General features: G+C 69.4%; 16 protein-coding genes. 9 read left to right on the top strand and 7 right to left on the bottom strand.

Translation table 11 applies throughout. The features are described from left to right. Positions 1–28: 28 nt before the first annotated feature. From ntrC to dusB, 3 genes are read right to left on the bottom strand one after another with little or no spacing between them, the layout of a single operon-like run. Positions 29–1450: a nitrogen regulation protein NR(I) gene (gene ntrC / locus ACOFKS_RS05290; protein ID WP_419808200.1), complete on the bottom strand. Its 1422-nt coding sequence runs from the start codon at positions 1448–1450 to the stop codon at positions 29–31. Next, a complete protein-coding gene (locus ACOFKS_RS05295; RefSeq protein ID WP_419808201.1) occupies positions 1447–2511 on the bottom strand; it encodes a two-component system sensor histidine kinase NtrB in 1065 nt (354 codons plus the stop codon). The genes ntrC and ACOFKS_RS05295 overlap by 4 nt, the downstream gene beginning before the upstream one ends. Further along, on the bottom strand, positions 2501–3517 hold the full coding sequence (gene dusB / locus ACOFKS_RS05300; protein ID WP_419808202.1) for a tRNA dihydrouridine synthase DusB: 1017 nt from the start codon (positions 3515–3517) through the stop codon (positions 2501–2503). The genes ACOFKS_RS05295 and dusB overlap by 11 nt, the downstream gene beginning before the upstream one ends. A gap of 83 nt (positions 3518–3600) precedes the next feature. Between dusB and ACOFKS_RS05305 the strand changes: the two genes are divergently transcribed. From ACOFKS_RS05305 to ACOFKS_RS05320, 4 genes are read left to right on the top strand one after another with little or no spacing between them, the layout of a single operon-like run. Next, a complete protein-coding gene (locus tag ACOFKS_RS05305) occupies positions 3601–4740 on the top strand; it encodes a bifunctional 2-C-methyl-D-erythritol 4-phosphate cytidylyltransferase/2-C-methyl-D-erythritol 2,4-cyclodiphosphate synthase (protein WP_419808203.1) in 1140 nt (379 codons plus the stop codon). Further along, a complete protein-coding gene (locus tag ACOFKS_RS05310; protein ID WP_419808204.1) occupies positions 4737–5237 on the top strand; it encodes a hypothetical protein in 501 nt (166 codons plus the stop codon). The genes ACOFKS_RS05305 and ACOFKS_RS05310 overlap by 4 nt, the downstream gene beginning before the upstream one ends. Then, a complete protein-coding gene (locus ACOFKS_RS05315) occupies positions 5219–5752 on the top strand; it encodes a hypothetical protein (RefSeq protein ID WP_419808205.1) in 534 nt (177 codons plus the stop codon). The genes ACOFKS_RS05310 and ACOFKS_RS05315 overlap by 19 nt, the downstream gene beginning before the upstream one ends. Continuing rightward, positions 5752–6270: a CinA family protein gene (locus ACOFKS_RS05320; RefSeq protein WP_419808206.1), complete on the top strand. Its 519-nt coding sequence runs from the start codon at positions 5752–5754 to the stop codon at positions 6268–6270. The genes ACOFKS_RS05315 and ACOFKS_RS05320 overlap by 1 nt, the downstream gene beginning before the upstream one ends. On the opposite strand, the gene ACOFKS_RS05325 is transcribed toward ACOFKS_RS05320, so the two are convergent. Together ACOFKS_RS05325 and lipA are read right to left on the bottom strand one after the other, a co-directional pair. After that, entirely contained in the window at positions 6213–6692 is a 480-nt protein-coding gene (locus ACOFKS_RS05325) for a type II toxin-antitoxin system RatA family toxin (protein ID WP_419808207.1), read from the bottom strand. The genes ACOFKS_RS05320 and ACOFKS_RS05325 overlap by 58 nt on opposite strands. Further along, the gene (gene lipA, locus ACOFKS_RS05330; protein ID WP_419808208.1) at positions 6685–7617 is read right to left on the bottom strand and encodes a lipoyl synthase; all 933 of its coding nucleotides are present in this window, start codon (positions 7615–7617) and stop codon (positions 6685–6687) included. The genes ACOFKS_RS05325 and lipA overlap by 8 nt, the downstream gene beginning before the upstream one ends. A gap of 53 nt (positions 7618–7670) precedes the next feature. On the opposite strand from lipA, the gene ACOFKS_RS05335 reads away from it, so the two are divergent. After that, positions 7671–8300 carry a carbonic anhydrase gene (locus ACOFKS_RS05335; protein WP_419808209.1) on the top strand — a complete coding sequence of 210 codons (630 nt, stop codon included), beginning with the start codon at positions 7671–7673 and terminating at the stop codon, positions 8298–8300. Between the two features lie 112 nt (positions 8301–8412). Here ACOFKS_RS05335 and ACOFKS_RS05340 read toward each other — a convergent pair whose 3' ends face one another. Then, the gene (locus ACOFKS_RS05340) at positions 8413–9792 is read right to left on the bottom strand and encodes an APC family permease (RefSeq protein ID WP_419808210.1); all 1380 of its coding nucleotides are present in this window, start codon (positions 9790–9792) and stop codon (positions 8413–8415) included. Positions 9793–9871: 79 nt separating this feature from the next. On the opposite strand from ACOFKS_RS05340, the gene ACOFKS_RS05345 reads away from it, so the two are divergent. After that, positions 9872–10534 (top strand): glycoside hydrolase family 11 protein, encoded by a 663-nt coding sequence (locus ACOFKS_RS05345; RefSeq protein ID WP_419808211.1) that lies wholly within the window; start codon positions 9872–9874, stop codon positions 10532–10534. 17 nt (positions 10535–10551) lie between these two features. On the opposite strand, the gene aspS is transcribed toward ACOFKS_RS05345, so the two are convergent. Next, a complete protein-coding gene (gene aspS / locus ACOFKS_RS05350) occupies positions 10552–12372 on the bottom strand; it encodes an aspartate--tRNA ligase (protein ID WP_419808212.1) in 1821 nt (606 codons plus the stop codon). Between the two features lie 254 nt (positions 12373–12626). On the opposite strand from aspS, the gene ACOFKS_RS05355 reads away from it, so the two are divergent. From ACOFKS_RS05355 to ACOFKS_RS05365, 3 genes are read left to right on the top strand one after another with little or no spacing between them, the layout of a single operon-like run. After that, positions 12627–13076 (top strand): hypothetical protein, encoded by a 450-nt coding sequence (locus tag ACOFKS_RS05355; protein ID WP_419808213.1) that lies wholly within the window; start codon positions 12627–12629, stop codon positions 13074–13076. Positions 13077–13132: 56 nt separating this feature from the next. Then, positions 13133–14320 (top strand): ribonuclease D, encoded by a 1188-nt coding sequence (rnd, locus tag ACOFKS_RS05360; protein ID WP_419808214.1) that lies wholly within the window; start codon positions 13133–13135, stop codon positions 14318–14320. After that, positions 14317–14568, top strand: coding sequence for an I78 family peptidase inhibitor (locus tag ACOFKS_RS05365; protein ID WP_419808215.1), 252 nt, complete (start codon positions 14317–14319; stop codon positions 14566–14568). Before rnd ends, ACOFKS_RS05365 begins: the two co-directional genes overlap by 4 nt.

Consider the following 14568-nt stretch of genomic DNA (forward strand, 5'->3'; position numbering starts at 1 on the left):
TGCAAGGAAAGCACATATTACGAATCCGTTAACCCGCCGCGTCGCTCCTGGCGGCGATTCCAAGTGCGTCCAGGCGCTTCTTCAGCGTGTTGCGGTTGAGGCCGATCGCACGGGCGGCGCGAAGCTGATTGCCGCCATGACGGGTCAGCGCCGCCTCAATCAACGGGCGTTCCACCTCAGTAATGATACGGTCGTAGAGCGTGCCGTCGTCGAGCGCGCCGGGGCGCTCGCGGGCGATCTTCTCGATCAGCGCGCGGACGGCGGCGGCGAAGTCCTCGCCCCTGCCCTCGACCTCGCGCGGCTCGCCCAGCATCGCGCGCACCGCGTCGGCATCGATCACCTCGTCGCGGGCGAGGACGGCGAGGCGCCGCATCAGGTTCTCAAGCTCGCGGACGTTGCCGGGCCAGTCATAGGCGACCAGCGCCGCGATGGCGTCGGCGGCGAGCTGACGTCGCGGCAGGCCCTGCGCGACCGCTTGTTCCAGGAAGTGACGGGACAGGAGCGGGACGTCCTCGCGTCGCTCGCGCAGCGGCGGCAGGCGCACGGGCACGACGTTGAGGCGGTAGAACAGGTCTTCGCGAAAGGCACCGCTCGCGACCTGTTGCCCCAGATCGCGATTGGTGGCGGCGATGATCCGCACGTCGGTGCGGATGGCGCGGGCACCGCCGACGGTGGTGAACTCGCCTTGTTGAAGGACGCGCAACAGCCGGGTCTGCGCCTCGATCGGCATGTCGCCGATCTCGTCGAGGAACAGCGTACCGCCGCCGGCCTGCTCGAACCGCCCGGCGGTACGCTGCGTCGCGCCGGTGAAGGCACCGCGCTCGTGCCCGAACAGCTCCGCCTCGATCAGCTCGCGCGGGATCGCGGCCATGTTGATCGCGACGAAGGGCTCGGCGCGGCGAGGGCCGAGATCGTGGATGGCGCGGGCCACCAGCTCCTTGCCCGTGCCCGACTCGCCCGACACCAGCACCGTCAGGTCGTTGGCGACGACACGGGCGATGACGCGATAGACGTCCTGCATCGACGGCGAGCGGCCGATCAGCGGCAGGCTGGGGTCGTCGTCGGTCGCCATGGCGTCGGCGGTCGTGCCGCGCCGTGCGACCGCGCCGGCGACCGCGCGGGTCAGGTTGTCGAGGTCGAAGGGCTTGGGCAGGTACTCGTACGCACCCGCCTCCGTCGCGCGCACGGCGGTGGTGAGCGTATTGCGGGCGGAGAGGACGATCACCGGCAGTTCGGGGTGGCGGTCGGTCACCTCTGCGAGATGATCGAGCCCGTCGCCATCGGGGAGAACGACGTCGGTGACGAGGACGTCGGGCGCCCGGATCGCAAGCGCGCGGCGGGCCGCCTCAAGCGTATCGACCGCCTCCACTTCGTGACCGGCGCGGCGCAGCGCCTGAACGATGACCGTGCGGATCGCGGCGTCGTCCTCGATCAGCAGGACGCGGCTCACGCCGTCGCTCTCGGTAACAGCAGGCGCAGGACGGTGCGCTCGGGCGTGCCCTCGCGCCCATATTGAACGATGCCGCCCATGTCGCGCATCAGCTTGTCGACCAGGGCCAGTCCCAGCCCCTGCCCCTCCGGACGGCCCGACACGAACGGGTCGAACAGGTGGTCGGCGATGTCGGCAGGCGCGCCGGGACCGTTGTCGATGACGCAGATCTCGATCGGCAACGGCAGGCGCGGGCGATCCGGGCCGGCACTGACCGCCATGCCGTGGCGGTAGGCGGTGGTGAGGATCAGGCGCGGTTCCATGACGTCACGCACCGCCTCGCGCGCATTCTTGAGCAGGTTGAGGAGGATTTGGGTCAGCGCGTCGCCGTTGATGAGCGCCGCCGGCAGCGAGGGGTCGAACCGCTCCTCGATCGGCACGCCCGCCGCGAATCCGGCCGCCGCCAGGCTGCGGACATGCGCGAGCAACGGATAGATGTTGCCGGCGCTGGTCGGCAGCGGGCGAGTGTCGCCGAAATCCTGCATGCGATCGATCAGCGCGGCGATGCGGTCCACCTCGGTGACGATCAGCTGGGGCAACTCGCCCCCGGTCTCGGCGGCGCCGATCAGTTGTGCGGCGCCGCGAATGCCGCTCAGCGGGTTTTTGATTTCATGCGCGAGCATCGCCGCCGCGCCGACAGCGGCCCGCGCGCCGGCGTCCCGATCCGCGGAATGGCCCAGCCGGCGCGACGCGGCGACGGGGTGGAGCGTGACCAGCCGCCAGCCCGGTCGGTCGGGCAATTGCGCCTCCAGAAAGTCGACACGCAGCTTGTGGCCGCGGGCCGTCACGATCTCCGTATCGTATGCGGCGAAGCCGTGGCCGTCGTGCACCTCGCCATGCGTCGGCGACGGCATGACGGCCGCGAACGGCTGGCCCGCCATCTGCCGTTCGGACGTGTTGAGCAGCTGTTCGGCGAGCGCGTTGGCCTGCGCGACGCGCTGTTGCGGATCGACCAGCATCGCCGCCACCGGCAGCGCCGCGAACAGTTCGTGCGCGGCGGGAGCGCCGGGATCAGGCGGCAAGCTGACGACGATCCGGCTCGGCCTCGCGATGGGGTGCGTAAAACTCGGCGAGCATCGCGCGGACGCGGTTCGGGTCCGGTTCCTGGTTGGCCGCGTGGCGGAACTCCGCCGAGCCGGGCAAACCCTTGGTGTACCAGCCGATATGTTTGCGGGCCATGTTGACGCCGGTGACGGTGCCGTAATGCTCCAGCATCGCCTCATAGTGGGACGCGATCGTCCGGTATTGCTCGTCGAGCGACGGATCGGGCAAATGACGGCCGCTGCGGAGACCCTCCATCACCTGCCCGAGCAGCCACGGGCGGCCATAGCTGCCGCGACCGATCATGACGCCGTCGGCGCCGGACTGATCCAGGGCGGCTTCGGCGTCCTCGACCGAGCAGATGTCGCCGTTGACGATCACCGGCACCGCCACCGCATCCTTGACGCGGCGAACGAAGCCCCAGTCGGCGTCGCCCTTGTACATCTGATTGCGGGTGCGGCCGTGGACGGTAATCATCTGGGCGCCCAGATCCTGCGCGATGTGCGCGAGTTCGGGGGCGTTGAGGCTGTCGTGGCACCAGCCCATCCGCATCTTCAGCGTGACCGGCACCGACACCGCCGCGACCACGCCCCGAACGATCGCGGCGGCGAGCTTCAGGTCGCGCATCAGCGCCGAACCGGCGTCGCCGCTGGTCACCTTGCGGACGGGGCAGCCCATGTTGATGTCGATGATCGCCGCGCCGCGATCCTCCGCCAGCCGCGCGGCCTCTCCCATCTCGTAGGGTGTACAGCCGACGAGCTGCATCGATACCGGCTCTTCCGACGGGTCCCAGGCGAGCTTCTGGAGCGACTGGCGCGTCTCGCGGATCGCGGCCTGACTGGCTATCATCTCCGTGACGTTCAGTCCGGAGCCATAGCGGCGGACGAGCGTGCGGAACGGCAGGTCGGTGACACCGGTCATCGGCGCCAGGATCACCGGCGTCTCGATGCGGACCGAGCCGATCTGGAGGGGAGCGAGGGAGCGCATTCGGATTGCCTGAAAAACGGGCAGTATCTAGGCGCGGCGGCGTGGGCTGGCAAGGCGCGCGGTCAGCGACTAGCGCTGGCGTCATGACCACCGCGCTCATCGTCGCCGCCGGATCGGGCAGTCGCGCAGGCGGTGCGCTGCCCAAGCAATTCCAGCCGGTCGCGGGGCGGCCGATGCTTCGACATGCGGTGGAAGCGTTCCGACACAACCCGGCGATCGATGCCGTGGTCGTCGTCGTCGCCGTGGGACAGGAGGACTTCGCCCGCGAGGCGGTGGACGACGTCCGGCTGGTGATCGGGGGAGCGACGCGGCGGGAGTCGGTGGCGAACGGGCTGAAGGCGGTGGAGACCGCTCGGGTGCTGGTCCACGACGCGGCGAGGCCGTTCGTGCCGGCGGCGGTGATCGATCGTGTGCTGGCGGCGCTCGACGACGCGCCGGGGGTCACGCCGGTGCTGCCGGTCGCCGATACGCTGGTGCGCGGCGAGGCGCTTCTCGGCGAGGTCGTGCCCCGCGACGGCGTGTGGCGGGTGCAAACACCGCAGGGCTTCGACACGGCGACGCTTCGGCGCGCCCATGCGGCGTGGGACGACAGTGCCGAGGCGAGCGACGATGCGCAGATGGTGCGGCGGCTTGGCTTGCCGGTAGCGTTGGTGCAGGGCGATCCGATGCTGGACAAGGTGACGCAACCGCAGGACTTCGCCGCCGCCGAAGCGCGCGCCGGGTGGGAGTGGCGCAGCGCCACCGGCTTCGACGTGCATCGGTTGGAAGCGGGCGAGGAATTGTGGCTGGGCGGCGTGCTGGTGCCGCACGATCGCGGGCTGTCGGGGCATTCGGACGCGGACGTGGCGCTGCATGCGCTGACCGACGCGCTGCTCGGCACGATCGCGGCGGGGGATATCGGCACGCACTTTCCGCCGAGCGATCCGCAATGGAAGGGCGCGGCGTCGCACCGGTTCCTGACCCACGCCGCCGAGCTGATCGCGGCCAAGGGCGGGCAGATCGCGTTCGTCGACCTGACGATCATCTGCGAGGCGCCGAAGATCGGGCCGCACCGGGCGGGGATGCAGGCACGGATCGCCGCGCTGCTCGGCCTTTCGCCCGAGCGGGTGAGCATCAAGGCGACGACGACCGAGCGGCTGGGCTTCACCGGTCGTGGCGAGGGCATCGCGGCACAGGCATCCGCGACGGTGCGGTTGCCCGGCTGGACGGGAGCGACGGCATGAGGGTAGCGGCGATCGTCGCGATCGGGGCGATGATGGGGGCGACCGCAGCGCAGAGCGCCACGCCGCGATGCGTTCCGCCCGCCGAGCTTGAGGCGCTGGCGGTCGTGCTGCTGCCCGATGCCGTGCAGGCGGTCGGTCTCAAATGCGCGACCTCGCTGCCCGCGACAGCGACGCTCCGCAGCGGGCTGACGCCGCTGGTGACGCGCTGGCGTGAGGAGGCGCCGGCCGCGATGGCGGGCGCCGCGGCGGCGATCTCACGGTTCGGCAGCGCCAAGATCAGCGCGGCGGACGCGCCGGCGATGCTGACGATGATGCGGGGGATGATGATCGACGAGATGATCGATGACGTCTCACCCGCGACCTGCGCCAAGGTTGAGCGCGCGGTCACGCTCGCCGCCCCCCTGCCCGCGCGCAACGTCGCCGGGTTGTTCGTCATGGCGGCCCAGCTTGGCGGCCGAAGCACCCGCGGGATCGAGCTTTGCCCCGAACCGCGCTGAACGCGACCGCCATCGCCGCGTTGATGCTGGCGACCGCTGCCGCGCCGGCGCAGCAGCCGTGTCTGTCGCCGCCCGAGGCCGAGTCGCTCGCCGCCGTCGCGCTGCCCGAGATCATGCGGCAGACCGGCACCGTTTGCGCCGCGCAGCTGGCCGCTGCCAGCCCGTTGCGGCGACGGCCGAACCCGCTGCTGCAACGTTATCAGGCCGAAGCCGACCGCGCCTGGCCGGCGGCGCGCGCGGCGATCGTCAAGCTCAGCAACCCGACGGCCGAGGCGCTGCTCGGCTCAGACTATGCCCGCCCGCTGCTCGCCTCGCTGGTCGCGCCGCTGATCGTCGGGCGGATCAACCCGCGCGATTGCCCCACGATCGACCGGCTGGTCACGCTGTTGGAGCCGCTGCCGCCGCGCAATACGGCGGGCGTGATCGTCGCGGCGCTGCGTTATGCCAAGCGGGCGCAGCCGGGCGACCGCAACCCCGTCGCCGCGCTGCCGTTGTGCCTGGCGGAGGCGCGCTGATGGACACGATCCTGCCGCCCGAGCTGGTCGAGGCGGCGCGCAAGGTGATCGCGGCGAACCGCGCGGCGGGGCGGCGCATCGCGGTCGCCGAGAGCTGCACCGGTGGGCTGGTGTCCGCCGCGCTGACCGAGCTGCCCGGCGCGTCCGACGTGTTCGAGGCGGGCTATGTCACCTATTCCAACGAGGCCAAGGGGCACATGCTCAAGGTCAGCTCCGACGTGCTGGAGACGTTCGGGGCGGTCTCGATCGCGACCGCCTGGGCGATGGCGCAAGCGGCGTTGACCAAGAGCGACGCCGATGTCGCGGTGGCGATCACCGGGGTCGCCGGGCCGGACGGCGGCTCGGCGCGGAAGCCGGTCGGCACCGTCGTCTTCGCCCGCGCGATCCGGGGACAGGACCCCGCCGACATCCATGCCGACCGCAAGGAGTTCGGCGATCGCGGGCGCGGCGGGATCAGGCTTCAGGCGGCGCTGTGCGCGCTGGAACTGCTGATGCCGACGGCGCCTAACCCGTCGTAGAGCTGCCCCGCGCGCGTCTCGAACGCGCCGATCATCTTGCGCAGCGCGACGCCGAAGACCTGCCCCGCCAGCATCTCGAATACCCGGTTCTTGAACGCGAAGTCGACCGTGAAGTCGACGGCGCAGCCCCCCTGCCCCTCCGGCCGGAACACCCAGTCGTTACGGAGGTGCTTGAGCGGACCGTCGACGTAATCGACGTGGATGCGGGTCGGCCGCTCCTTTTCGACGCGGCTGGTGAAGGTCTCGCGCAAGCCCTTGAAGCCGACGATCATGTCGGCCAGCGTTTCGGTCGGGCCGTCTTGCCGCACGCGCATGGCGCTGACCCAGGGCAGGAACTCCGGATAGCGTCGGACGTCGGCGACCAGGTCGTACATCTGCTCCGGGGTGTAGGGCAGATGGCGGGTTTCGTGATGGCTAGGCATGGATCGGGGCACGCGAAAGCTTCGCCTCGCGCGCCGCCCTCATCTTCGCGAAGTCGTCGCCGGCATGGTAGCTGGACCGCGTCAGTGGGCTGGCCGCGACCAGCAGGAAGCCCTTTGCACGCGCGATCGCGGCATAGGCGTCGAACGCCTTGGGCGACACGAACTCGGCGACCTTGGCGTGGCGCGGCGTCGGCTGGAGATACTGGCCCATGGTCAGGAAATCGATGTCGGCGGAGCGCATGTCGTCCATCACCTGATGCACCTCCAGCCGCTCCTCGCCGAGCCCGGTCATCACGCCCGACTTGGTGAAGATCGACGGGTCGTGGCGCTTGACGCTCTCCAGCAGCCGCAGCGAGGCGTAATAGCGCGCACCGGGGCGGATCGTGGGATACAGGCGGGGCACGGTTTCCAGATTGTGGTTGTAGACGTCGGGGCGCGCCTCGACGATCGACTCGACCGCAGCCTGTGCCTTGTTGCGGAAGTCGGGCGTCAGGATCTCGATCGTCGTGGTCGGCGTGTTGCGGCGCAGCGCCTGGATCACCTCGACGAACTGCGACGCGCCGCCGTCGGGCAGGTCGTCGCGATCGACCGAGGTCACCACGATGTGGCTGAGGCCGAGCTCGGCGGCGGCGACCGCGACATGCTCGGGCTCCAGCGCGTCGACGGCGCGAGGCATCCCGGTCTTGACGTTGCAGAACGCGCAGGCGCGGGTGCAGGTGTCGCCCAGGATCATCACCGTCGCGTGCTTCTTGGTCCAGCACTCGCCGATGTTGGGGCAAGCGGCCTCCTCGCACACGGTGGCGAGGCCGAGGCGACGCATCAGCTTGCGCGTCTCGCCGACGCCGACGGAGGTGGGCGCCTTGACGCGGATCCAGTCGGGCTTGCGCTGGCGGGCCGGAGCGGCCAGCGGGAGAGGCTCGGTCATGACGGCGCAGATAGCGACTGCGCCGCCGCGAAACAACGCGAAGAGGGCATTGCGTGACGCACTTCAGCAATCTGGTCGACGGCTATTACCGGTTTCGCGGCAACGAATGGCTTGCCGAGCGGGAGCGCTGGCAGGAGCTGGCGAGCGGCCAATCGCCCAAAGTGATGGTGATCGCCTGCTCCGACAGCCGGGTCGAGCCCGCGACGATTTTCGGCAGCCGGCCGGGCGAGGTGTTCGTCGTCCGCAACGTCGCCAATCTGGTGCCGCCGTTCGAACCCGACGGCGGGCGGCACGGCGTGTCGGCGGCACTGGAGTTCGCGGTCACCAAACTGGACGTGGAAGAGATCGTGGTCCTGGGACATGGCGCGTGCGGCGGCGTCAGCGCGGCGCTGACGCGCAGCCTGGCGGGGGCCGAGGAGGGCGAAGGCGGGTTCGTCGCCAACTGGATCTCGCTGCTCGACGAGGCGCGCGAGCGGGTAGTGGCCGCGCACGGCACCGGCGCGGACGGGCAGCGCGCGCTGGAACAGGCTTGCGTCGAGGTGTCGATCGCCAACCTGATGACCTTTCCCTTCGTGCGCGAGCGGGTCGAGGCGGGGACGCTGGCGATCCACGGCGCGGTATTCGCGATCGCCGACGGCAAGCTGCGCGTGCTGGGTGCGGACGGGCGGTTCGAGGCGGCGTGAGTTGCTGAACGTCACGATCCTCGCGGGAACCGCGCTTACGTAGAGATCGGGCGCCGGCGTGGCGGGTACAGCATGCGTCCCGTAGCGTGTCGCGGCGGGCGTGTAAGATAGGCTATTCGGGAACGTGGACCGTCCACGCGCCCCGGCGGCGGAGCACCAGCCGGTAATAGGCTGCGGCGACCGCGATCTGGAGCGCGGTGGCGATCAGCGCGGGGCGGCCGGTCGCCACGTCCAGCCAGTTCGTCCAGACGACGTACCCGAGCGCCGCGATCGTGATGAGCGGCGCCAGCGGATAGAGCGGCATCCGGTAGCGCCCGTGCGCGCTGCTGCCGCGTCGTCGCCCGATCATCGCGGCGACCGCGATGCCGGCATAGATCGCGATCAGGCCGGTGCCGCTCCACACCTCCAGCAGCGCCTTGTCGATGAAGCACAGCGCCATGCCGACGCCGCCCAGCAGCAGCGTCGCCAGCCAGGGCGAGCCGAAGCGGGGGTGGATCGCCGTCAGCCAGCCGTCGATCGGGCGTCCCCAACTATTGTCGCGCCCGGTGCCGTAGAAGAAGCGCGCGCAGGCGAGCACCCAGGCGATGATCGCGTTGACGATGGCGAGCGCGACGCCGACCGCGACCCACTTGGCGAGGCCGCTGCCGCCCGCCTCCGCGACGAACGCGCCGAACGGATTGTCGCCGGCGAAGGTCGCCGCGAGATCGGGCGCGGCGGTGAGCAGGGCTAGCAGCGGCAAGCCTTCGAGCGCCAGCGTCACGACCAGCGCCAGCATGATCGCGCGCGTGATGCGCGCCGATGCGTCGTGCATCTCCTCGCCGAAATAGACGGCGGCGCCATAGCCGTTGAGCGCGAAGATCGCGATCGAGGTGGCGACGCCGATCGACGCGGCGCTGACCGGCTGAAGCGCGGCGCCCGCGACGGGATGGCTGAGGAACGCCAGCGGCGAGCGGACCGCGTCGCCGAAGCCGAGCCATGCGACGATTACCAGCGTCACCACCTCCAGCAGGAGGAAGCAGCCGGTGATCGCGGCGTTGAGGCGGATGTCGAACAGCCCGACGACGGTGCACGCGGCGACCACCGCAAGCGCGACGGGCAACTGCGGCAGGCCGGGGATGACGACGGAGAGCACGTCGCTGATGCCGAGGCCGGCGACCGGCAGGAAGATCAGGTTGTTGAACACGTTGACGCCGAGCATCACGAACCCCGCGAACGGCCCCAGCGTCTGCGCCACCATGACATACTCGCCGCCCGCGACCGGCCACGCGGACGACAGCTCAGCATAGATGAAGGCGGTCGCGACGCAGACGATCGCGGCGATGACGAACGCCCAGATCGCGCCGGTGCCGGCGGCGGCCAGCATGTCGGGGACGAAGACGAACACCGACGAGGCGGGAGTGGTGACGGAGAGCGTGAGGAAAAGCACGCCGAGGAGGCCGAGGGAGCGGGTGAGCGGCCCGGGCGCGACGGGTCGGAGTTGGTCGTCCGGCATGGCCGATCTTTGGCAGGGCTGGACGAAACGGGCCAGACCCGTGCGTGAAACGCGCGACCTATGCTGCTAGGGGTGTGTCATGCTGTCGATCACACGCGCCGCCGTCACCTTGGCCGTCGGCATGGTCGTGGGCGCGGACTCCGAGACCATCTGCACCAACGCGACCGGGACGCGAGGCGGGAGCTTCCACACCTTCTGGCGTGATAGCGGATCGGGCTGCATGACGTTGCGGCCTGCCGGGGGTTATAGCGTGATTTGGCGGCTCGGCGCACGTGGCAACATGGTTGCGGGTCGCGGCTGGACCACGGGCTCGCCCGATCGCGTCGTGCACTACGAGGCGAACGTGTTCGAGCCGGGTGCCAACGGTTACCTGTCGTTTTATGGCTGGTCGAAAAATCCCTTGGTGGAATATTATGTGGTCGAGAGCTGGGGCGACTTCGTGCCACCGGGCGCGTGTGCCGCGCCGCTCGGGACGATCACCAGCGACGCCGGAACCTATCGCGTATACCGCACGCGCCGAGTCGATCAGCCGTCGATCGCCGGCACCGCGACCTTCGACCAATATTGGAGCGTTCGGACCTCCCGCCGTGCACCGCAGAGCAACCATACCATCACCTTCGCCAATCACGTCGCGGGCTGGCGCAGGCTAGGTCTTCGGCTCGGCACGCTGGACTATCAGGTGCTGGCTACCGAAGGCTATGGCAGCGCGGGGCGATCGGATATCCGAATGACGAACCGCTAGCGGCAGTTCCCGAGCCGCTACGCTGCGCCCGGCGCAACCGCCCCGGCCACGTCCTTCCGTTCCACCGTCGATTGCAGGTTCAATTCCTTGAGCTGCTTGGCCGAGACGAAGCTGGGCGCGCCCATCATCAGGTCTTCGGCCTTTTGCGTCATCGGGAAGGTGATGACCTCGCGGATGTTGGGTTCGTCGGCAAGCAGCATGACCATGCGGTCGATGCCGGGCGCGGAGCCGCCGTGCGGCGGGGCGCCGAACTTGAAGGCGTTGATCATGCCGGCGAACTCGCGATCGACGTCCGCGCGCGTGTAGCCGGCGATCTCGAACGCCTTGTACATGATCTCCGGCCGGTGATTCCGGATCGCGCCGGACGACAGCTCGATGCCGTTGCAGACGATGTCGTACTGATAGGCGAGGATATCGAGCGGGTCCTTGGTCTCCAGCGCCTCCAGCTCGCCCTGCGGCATCGAGAAGGGGTTGTGGCTGAAGTCGACCTTCTTCGCGTCATCGTCATATTCGAACATCGGGAAGTCGACGATCCAGCAGAACTCGAAGCGCTTGGGGTCGATCAGGCCGAGCTGCTCGCCGACGCGGGTGCGGGCGAGACCGGCGAGCTTGGCGGCCTTTGCGGCAGGACCGGCGGCGAAGAACAGGCCGTCGTCGGGGCCGAGGCCGAGCGCGTCGGCCATCGCGTTCATCCCTTCTTCGCCATGGTTCTTGGCGATCGGACCGCCCCACTCGCCGGCCTTGCGCGTGGCATAGCCGAGTCCGGCGAACCCCTCCGCCTGTGCCCAGGCGTTCATGTCGTCGAAGAACTTGCGGCTCTTGTCCGCCGTGCCCGGCGCGGGGATGGCGCGGACGACGTCGCCGGCCTCGACGATCGACGCGAACCGCCCGAAACCAGAGGCTTGGAAGCGGTCGCTGACATCGGTGATGAGGATCGGGTTGCGAAGATCGGGCTTGTCGTTGCCGTATTTCAGCATCGATTCGCGATACGGGATGCGCCGGAAGGGCAGCGCCGAGACCTGACGCCTCTTGCCCTGCCAGTCGGCGAACTCCTCGAACAGGCCGTGCAGCACCGGCTCGATCGCGGCGAAGACGTCCTCCTGCGTGACGAAGCTCATCTCGAAGTCGAGCTGGTAGAACTCGCCGGGCGAGCGGTCGGCGCGGGCGTCTTCGTCGCGGAAGCAGGGTGCGATCTGGAAATACCGGTCGAAACCGGCGACCATCAGCAGCTGCTTGAACATCTGCGGCGCCTGCGGGAGCGCATAGAACTTGCCGGGGTGGACGCGCGACGGAACGAGATAGTCGCGCGCGCCCTCGGGGCTGGAGGCGGTGAGGATCGGGGTCTGGAACTCGGTGAAGCCGCCCTCGATCATGCGGCGGCGGACGCTGGCGACGACGCTGGCGCGCAGCATGATGTTGGCGTGGAGCCGCTCGCGGCGGAGGTCGAGATAGCGGTAGCGGAGCCGGATCTCTTCCGGATACTCCGCCTCGCCGAAGACGGGAAGCGGCAGCTCCTGCGCGGTGGACTGGACGATCACCTCGGCCGCGACGACCTCGATCGCCCCGGTCGGGAGGTTGGGGTTGGCCTGACCGGCCTCGCGCGCGACGACCTCGCCGGTAACGGTGACGACCGTCTCGACGCGAAGTGAATCGAGGAGGTCGAGCACGGGGCTACCGGCCTTGGCGACGATCTGCGTGATGCCGTGGTGATCGCGCAGATCGATGAACAGCACGCCGCCGTGGTCGCGCTTGCGGTGAATCCAGCCGGAGAGGCGGACCGTGTCGCCGACCGCCGTGGCGTCGAGCGCGGCGCAATTATGGGTGCGATAGGCGTGCATTTTATTGTTCTCGCGAATTGGTGTTCGTCACCCCCGCAAAAGCGCGGCCTATCTCGTGCAGTTGAGCTTGGGCCAGCCTCTGGAGATGGGTCCTCGCGGGCGCGGGGATGACGGATAAGGCGGACATTTGCTTCCCCACCCCTCCCCGGTTTGTCAACCCGCGTCCGCATGCGGGCGGAAGCTGTTCCCTAGCGGTTCCGGGAGGTTTTGCGAGCAGCGCGTTGCGATAGGACGACAGCGACATGGAGAACCATATGATCGTACGTCTTGTCGCCGCCGGCGCCGCAATGATCCTGGCCGGTTGCGAAGCACCGGCGCGGGTCGATAATCAGGCGGCCGCGAACACCGCCACGCCCATCGCGTCTGAGGACCCGAACCGCTTCGAGCAATTCGCGGCTTGCGCGAGTACGATGACCGCGCTGTCGCGGCTCTATTCGTCGTTGGCGACGCAGGAAACCGGCGCCGCGAGGACGGACATGCTGGAACGAGCGCGCGCGCGGGGCGCGGGGTCGGCGGCGTTCCACGATTATGCCGTCACGCAGGCGACGGCCGCGGGGAAGACGGCCGCGGACGTCGACCGCATCCAGCGACAGAAAGACGGCGTCTATGCGACGGCGGTGGATCAGCAGCCGCTCGAGCAATTCGCCCGGATGCTGGCGCGGGACGGAGACGCTTGCAAGGCGCTGTCCGATAGCGCCGTCTGAACCCGCTACCTGCGCGCCCTGTTTGTCAACGCGCGTCCGCCCGCTATGGCTTGCCGATGCACGTTCATCCGCTCGTCACCGACACCGATACGCTCCGCCGGCTGTGCGACCGCTGGTCGCAATGCGACTTCATCACGGTCGATACCGAATTCATGCGCGAGAGCACGTTCTGGCCGATCCTGTGCCTGATCCAGGTCGCGGGCGGCGACGATGCGGCGGCGATCGATCCGATGGCGCCCGGTCTCGACCTGAAGCCGCTGCTGGACCTGATGGTCGAGGACGAGGAGGTGCTGAAGGTCTTTCACGCGGGCGGGCAGGATCTGGAGATCATCTACAACCTGACCGGGCGGACGCCGCACCCGCTGTTCGACACGCAGGTCGCGGCGATGGCGCTGGGGCAAGGCGAGCAGATCGGCTATTCGAACCTGGTCGACAGCTGGCTGGGCGTGCAGATCGACAAGGGCGCGCGCTTCACCGACTGGGCGAAGCGGCCGCTGGAGGCGCGGCAGATCGACTATGCGATCGGTGACGTCACCTATCTGGCGCAGATCTTTCCCAAGATGCTGCAGCGGCTGAAGAAGACCGGGCGCGGCGCGTGGCTGGATCAGGAGATGGAGCGGCTGGCCGATCCATCCAACTATGCCAACGACCCGGATCAGGCATGGCGGCGGGTGCGGGTGCCGAGCCGAAAGCCCGACGTGCTGGGTCGGCTGAAGGCGCTGGCACGGTGGCGCGAACAGGAAGCGGCGGCGAAGGACCTGCCGCGCGGGCGGATCGTCAAGGACGAGACGCTGGCGGACCTCGCCGGCCACCCGCCGCGGCGACAGGCCGACCTGGCGAAGGTCCGCGGGCTGTCAGCGACCTGGGCCGGGAACGATATCGGCGCGCGGCTGATGGCGTCGCTGGAGGACGCGCCGCCGCTGAACGACGACGAGCTGCCGCCGCGCGACGACCGCAAGCCGGGACTGGGCAAGGACGGCGCGCTGGTCGCGGACCTGCTCAAGCTGCTGCTGAAGATCAGGGCGCGGGACATCGACGTCGCGTCGAAGCTGCTGGCCCGGTCGGACGAGCTGGAGGCGCTGGCCGCGGGCGCGCGGAGCGGGCTGCCGATGCTGGAGGGCTGGCGCTACGACCAGTTCGGGCACGAGGCGCTCGACCTGGTCGAGGGACGCGTGGCGTTCGCGGTGGTCGGCGGCAAATTGAAGATGACGCGATCGAACCCCGAGGCGGAGGAAGAAGCATGATGTTCACCCTGCTGCTGTTGGCGGCAGTGCCGCAGGAGCCCGCCGCCGTGTGCGCGGCGCGGCCGGCGGAGGTGCTGGTCGGCGAACGCTATCGCCGGCACGTCCCGTCGCGTGCGAAGCGACTGTCGGGCGCCCGGACCGTACGGGTCGTGCATCCGGGCGAGATGACGACGATGGATTTTCGCGAGGATCGGCTGACGATCCGGGTAGATCATCGGCGGGTGATTACTGCGGTACGGTGCGGGTAG

Origin of the sequence: Sphingomonas sp. (assembly GCF_965200135.1) — a bacterium.
In the GTDB taxonomy this organism is placed as follows: Bacteria; Pseudomonadota; Alphaproteobacteria; order Sphingomonadales; family Sphingomonadaceae; genus Sphingomonas.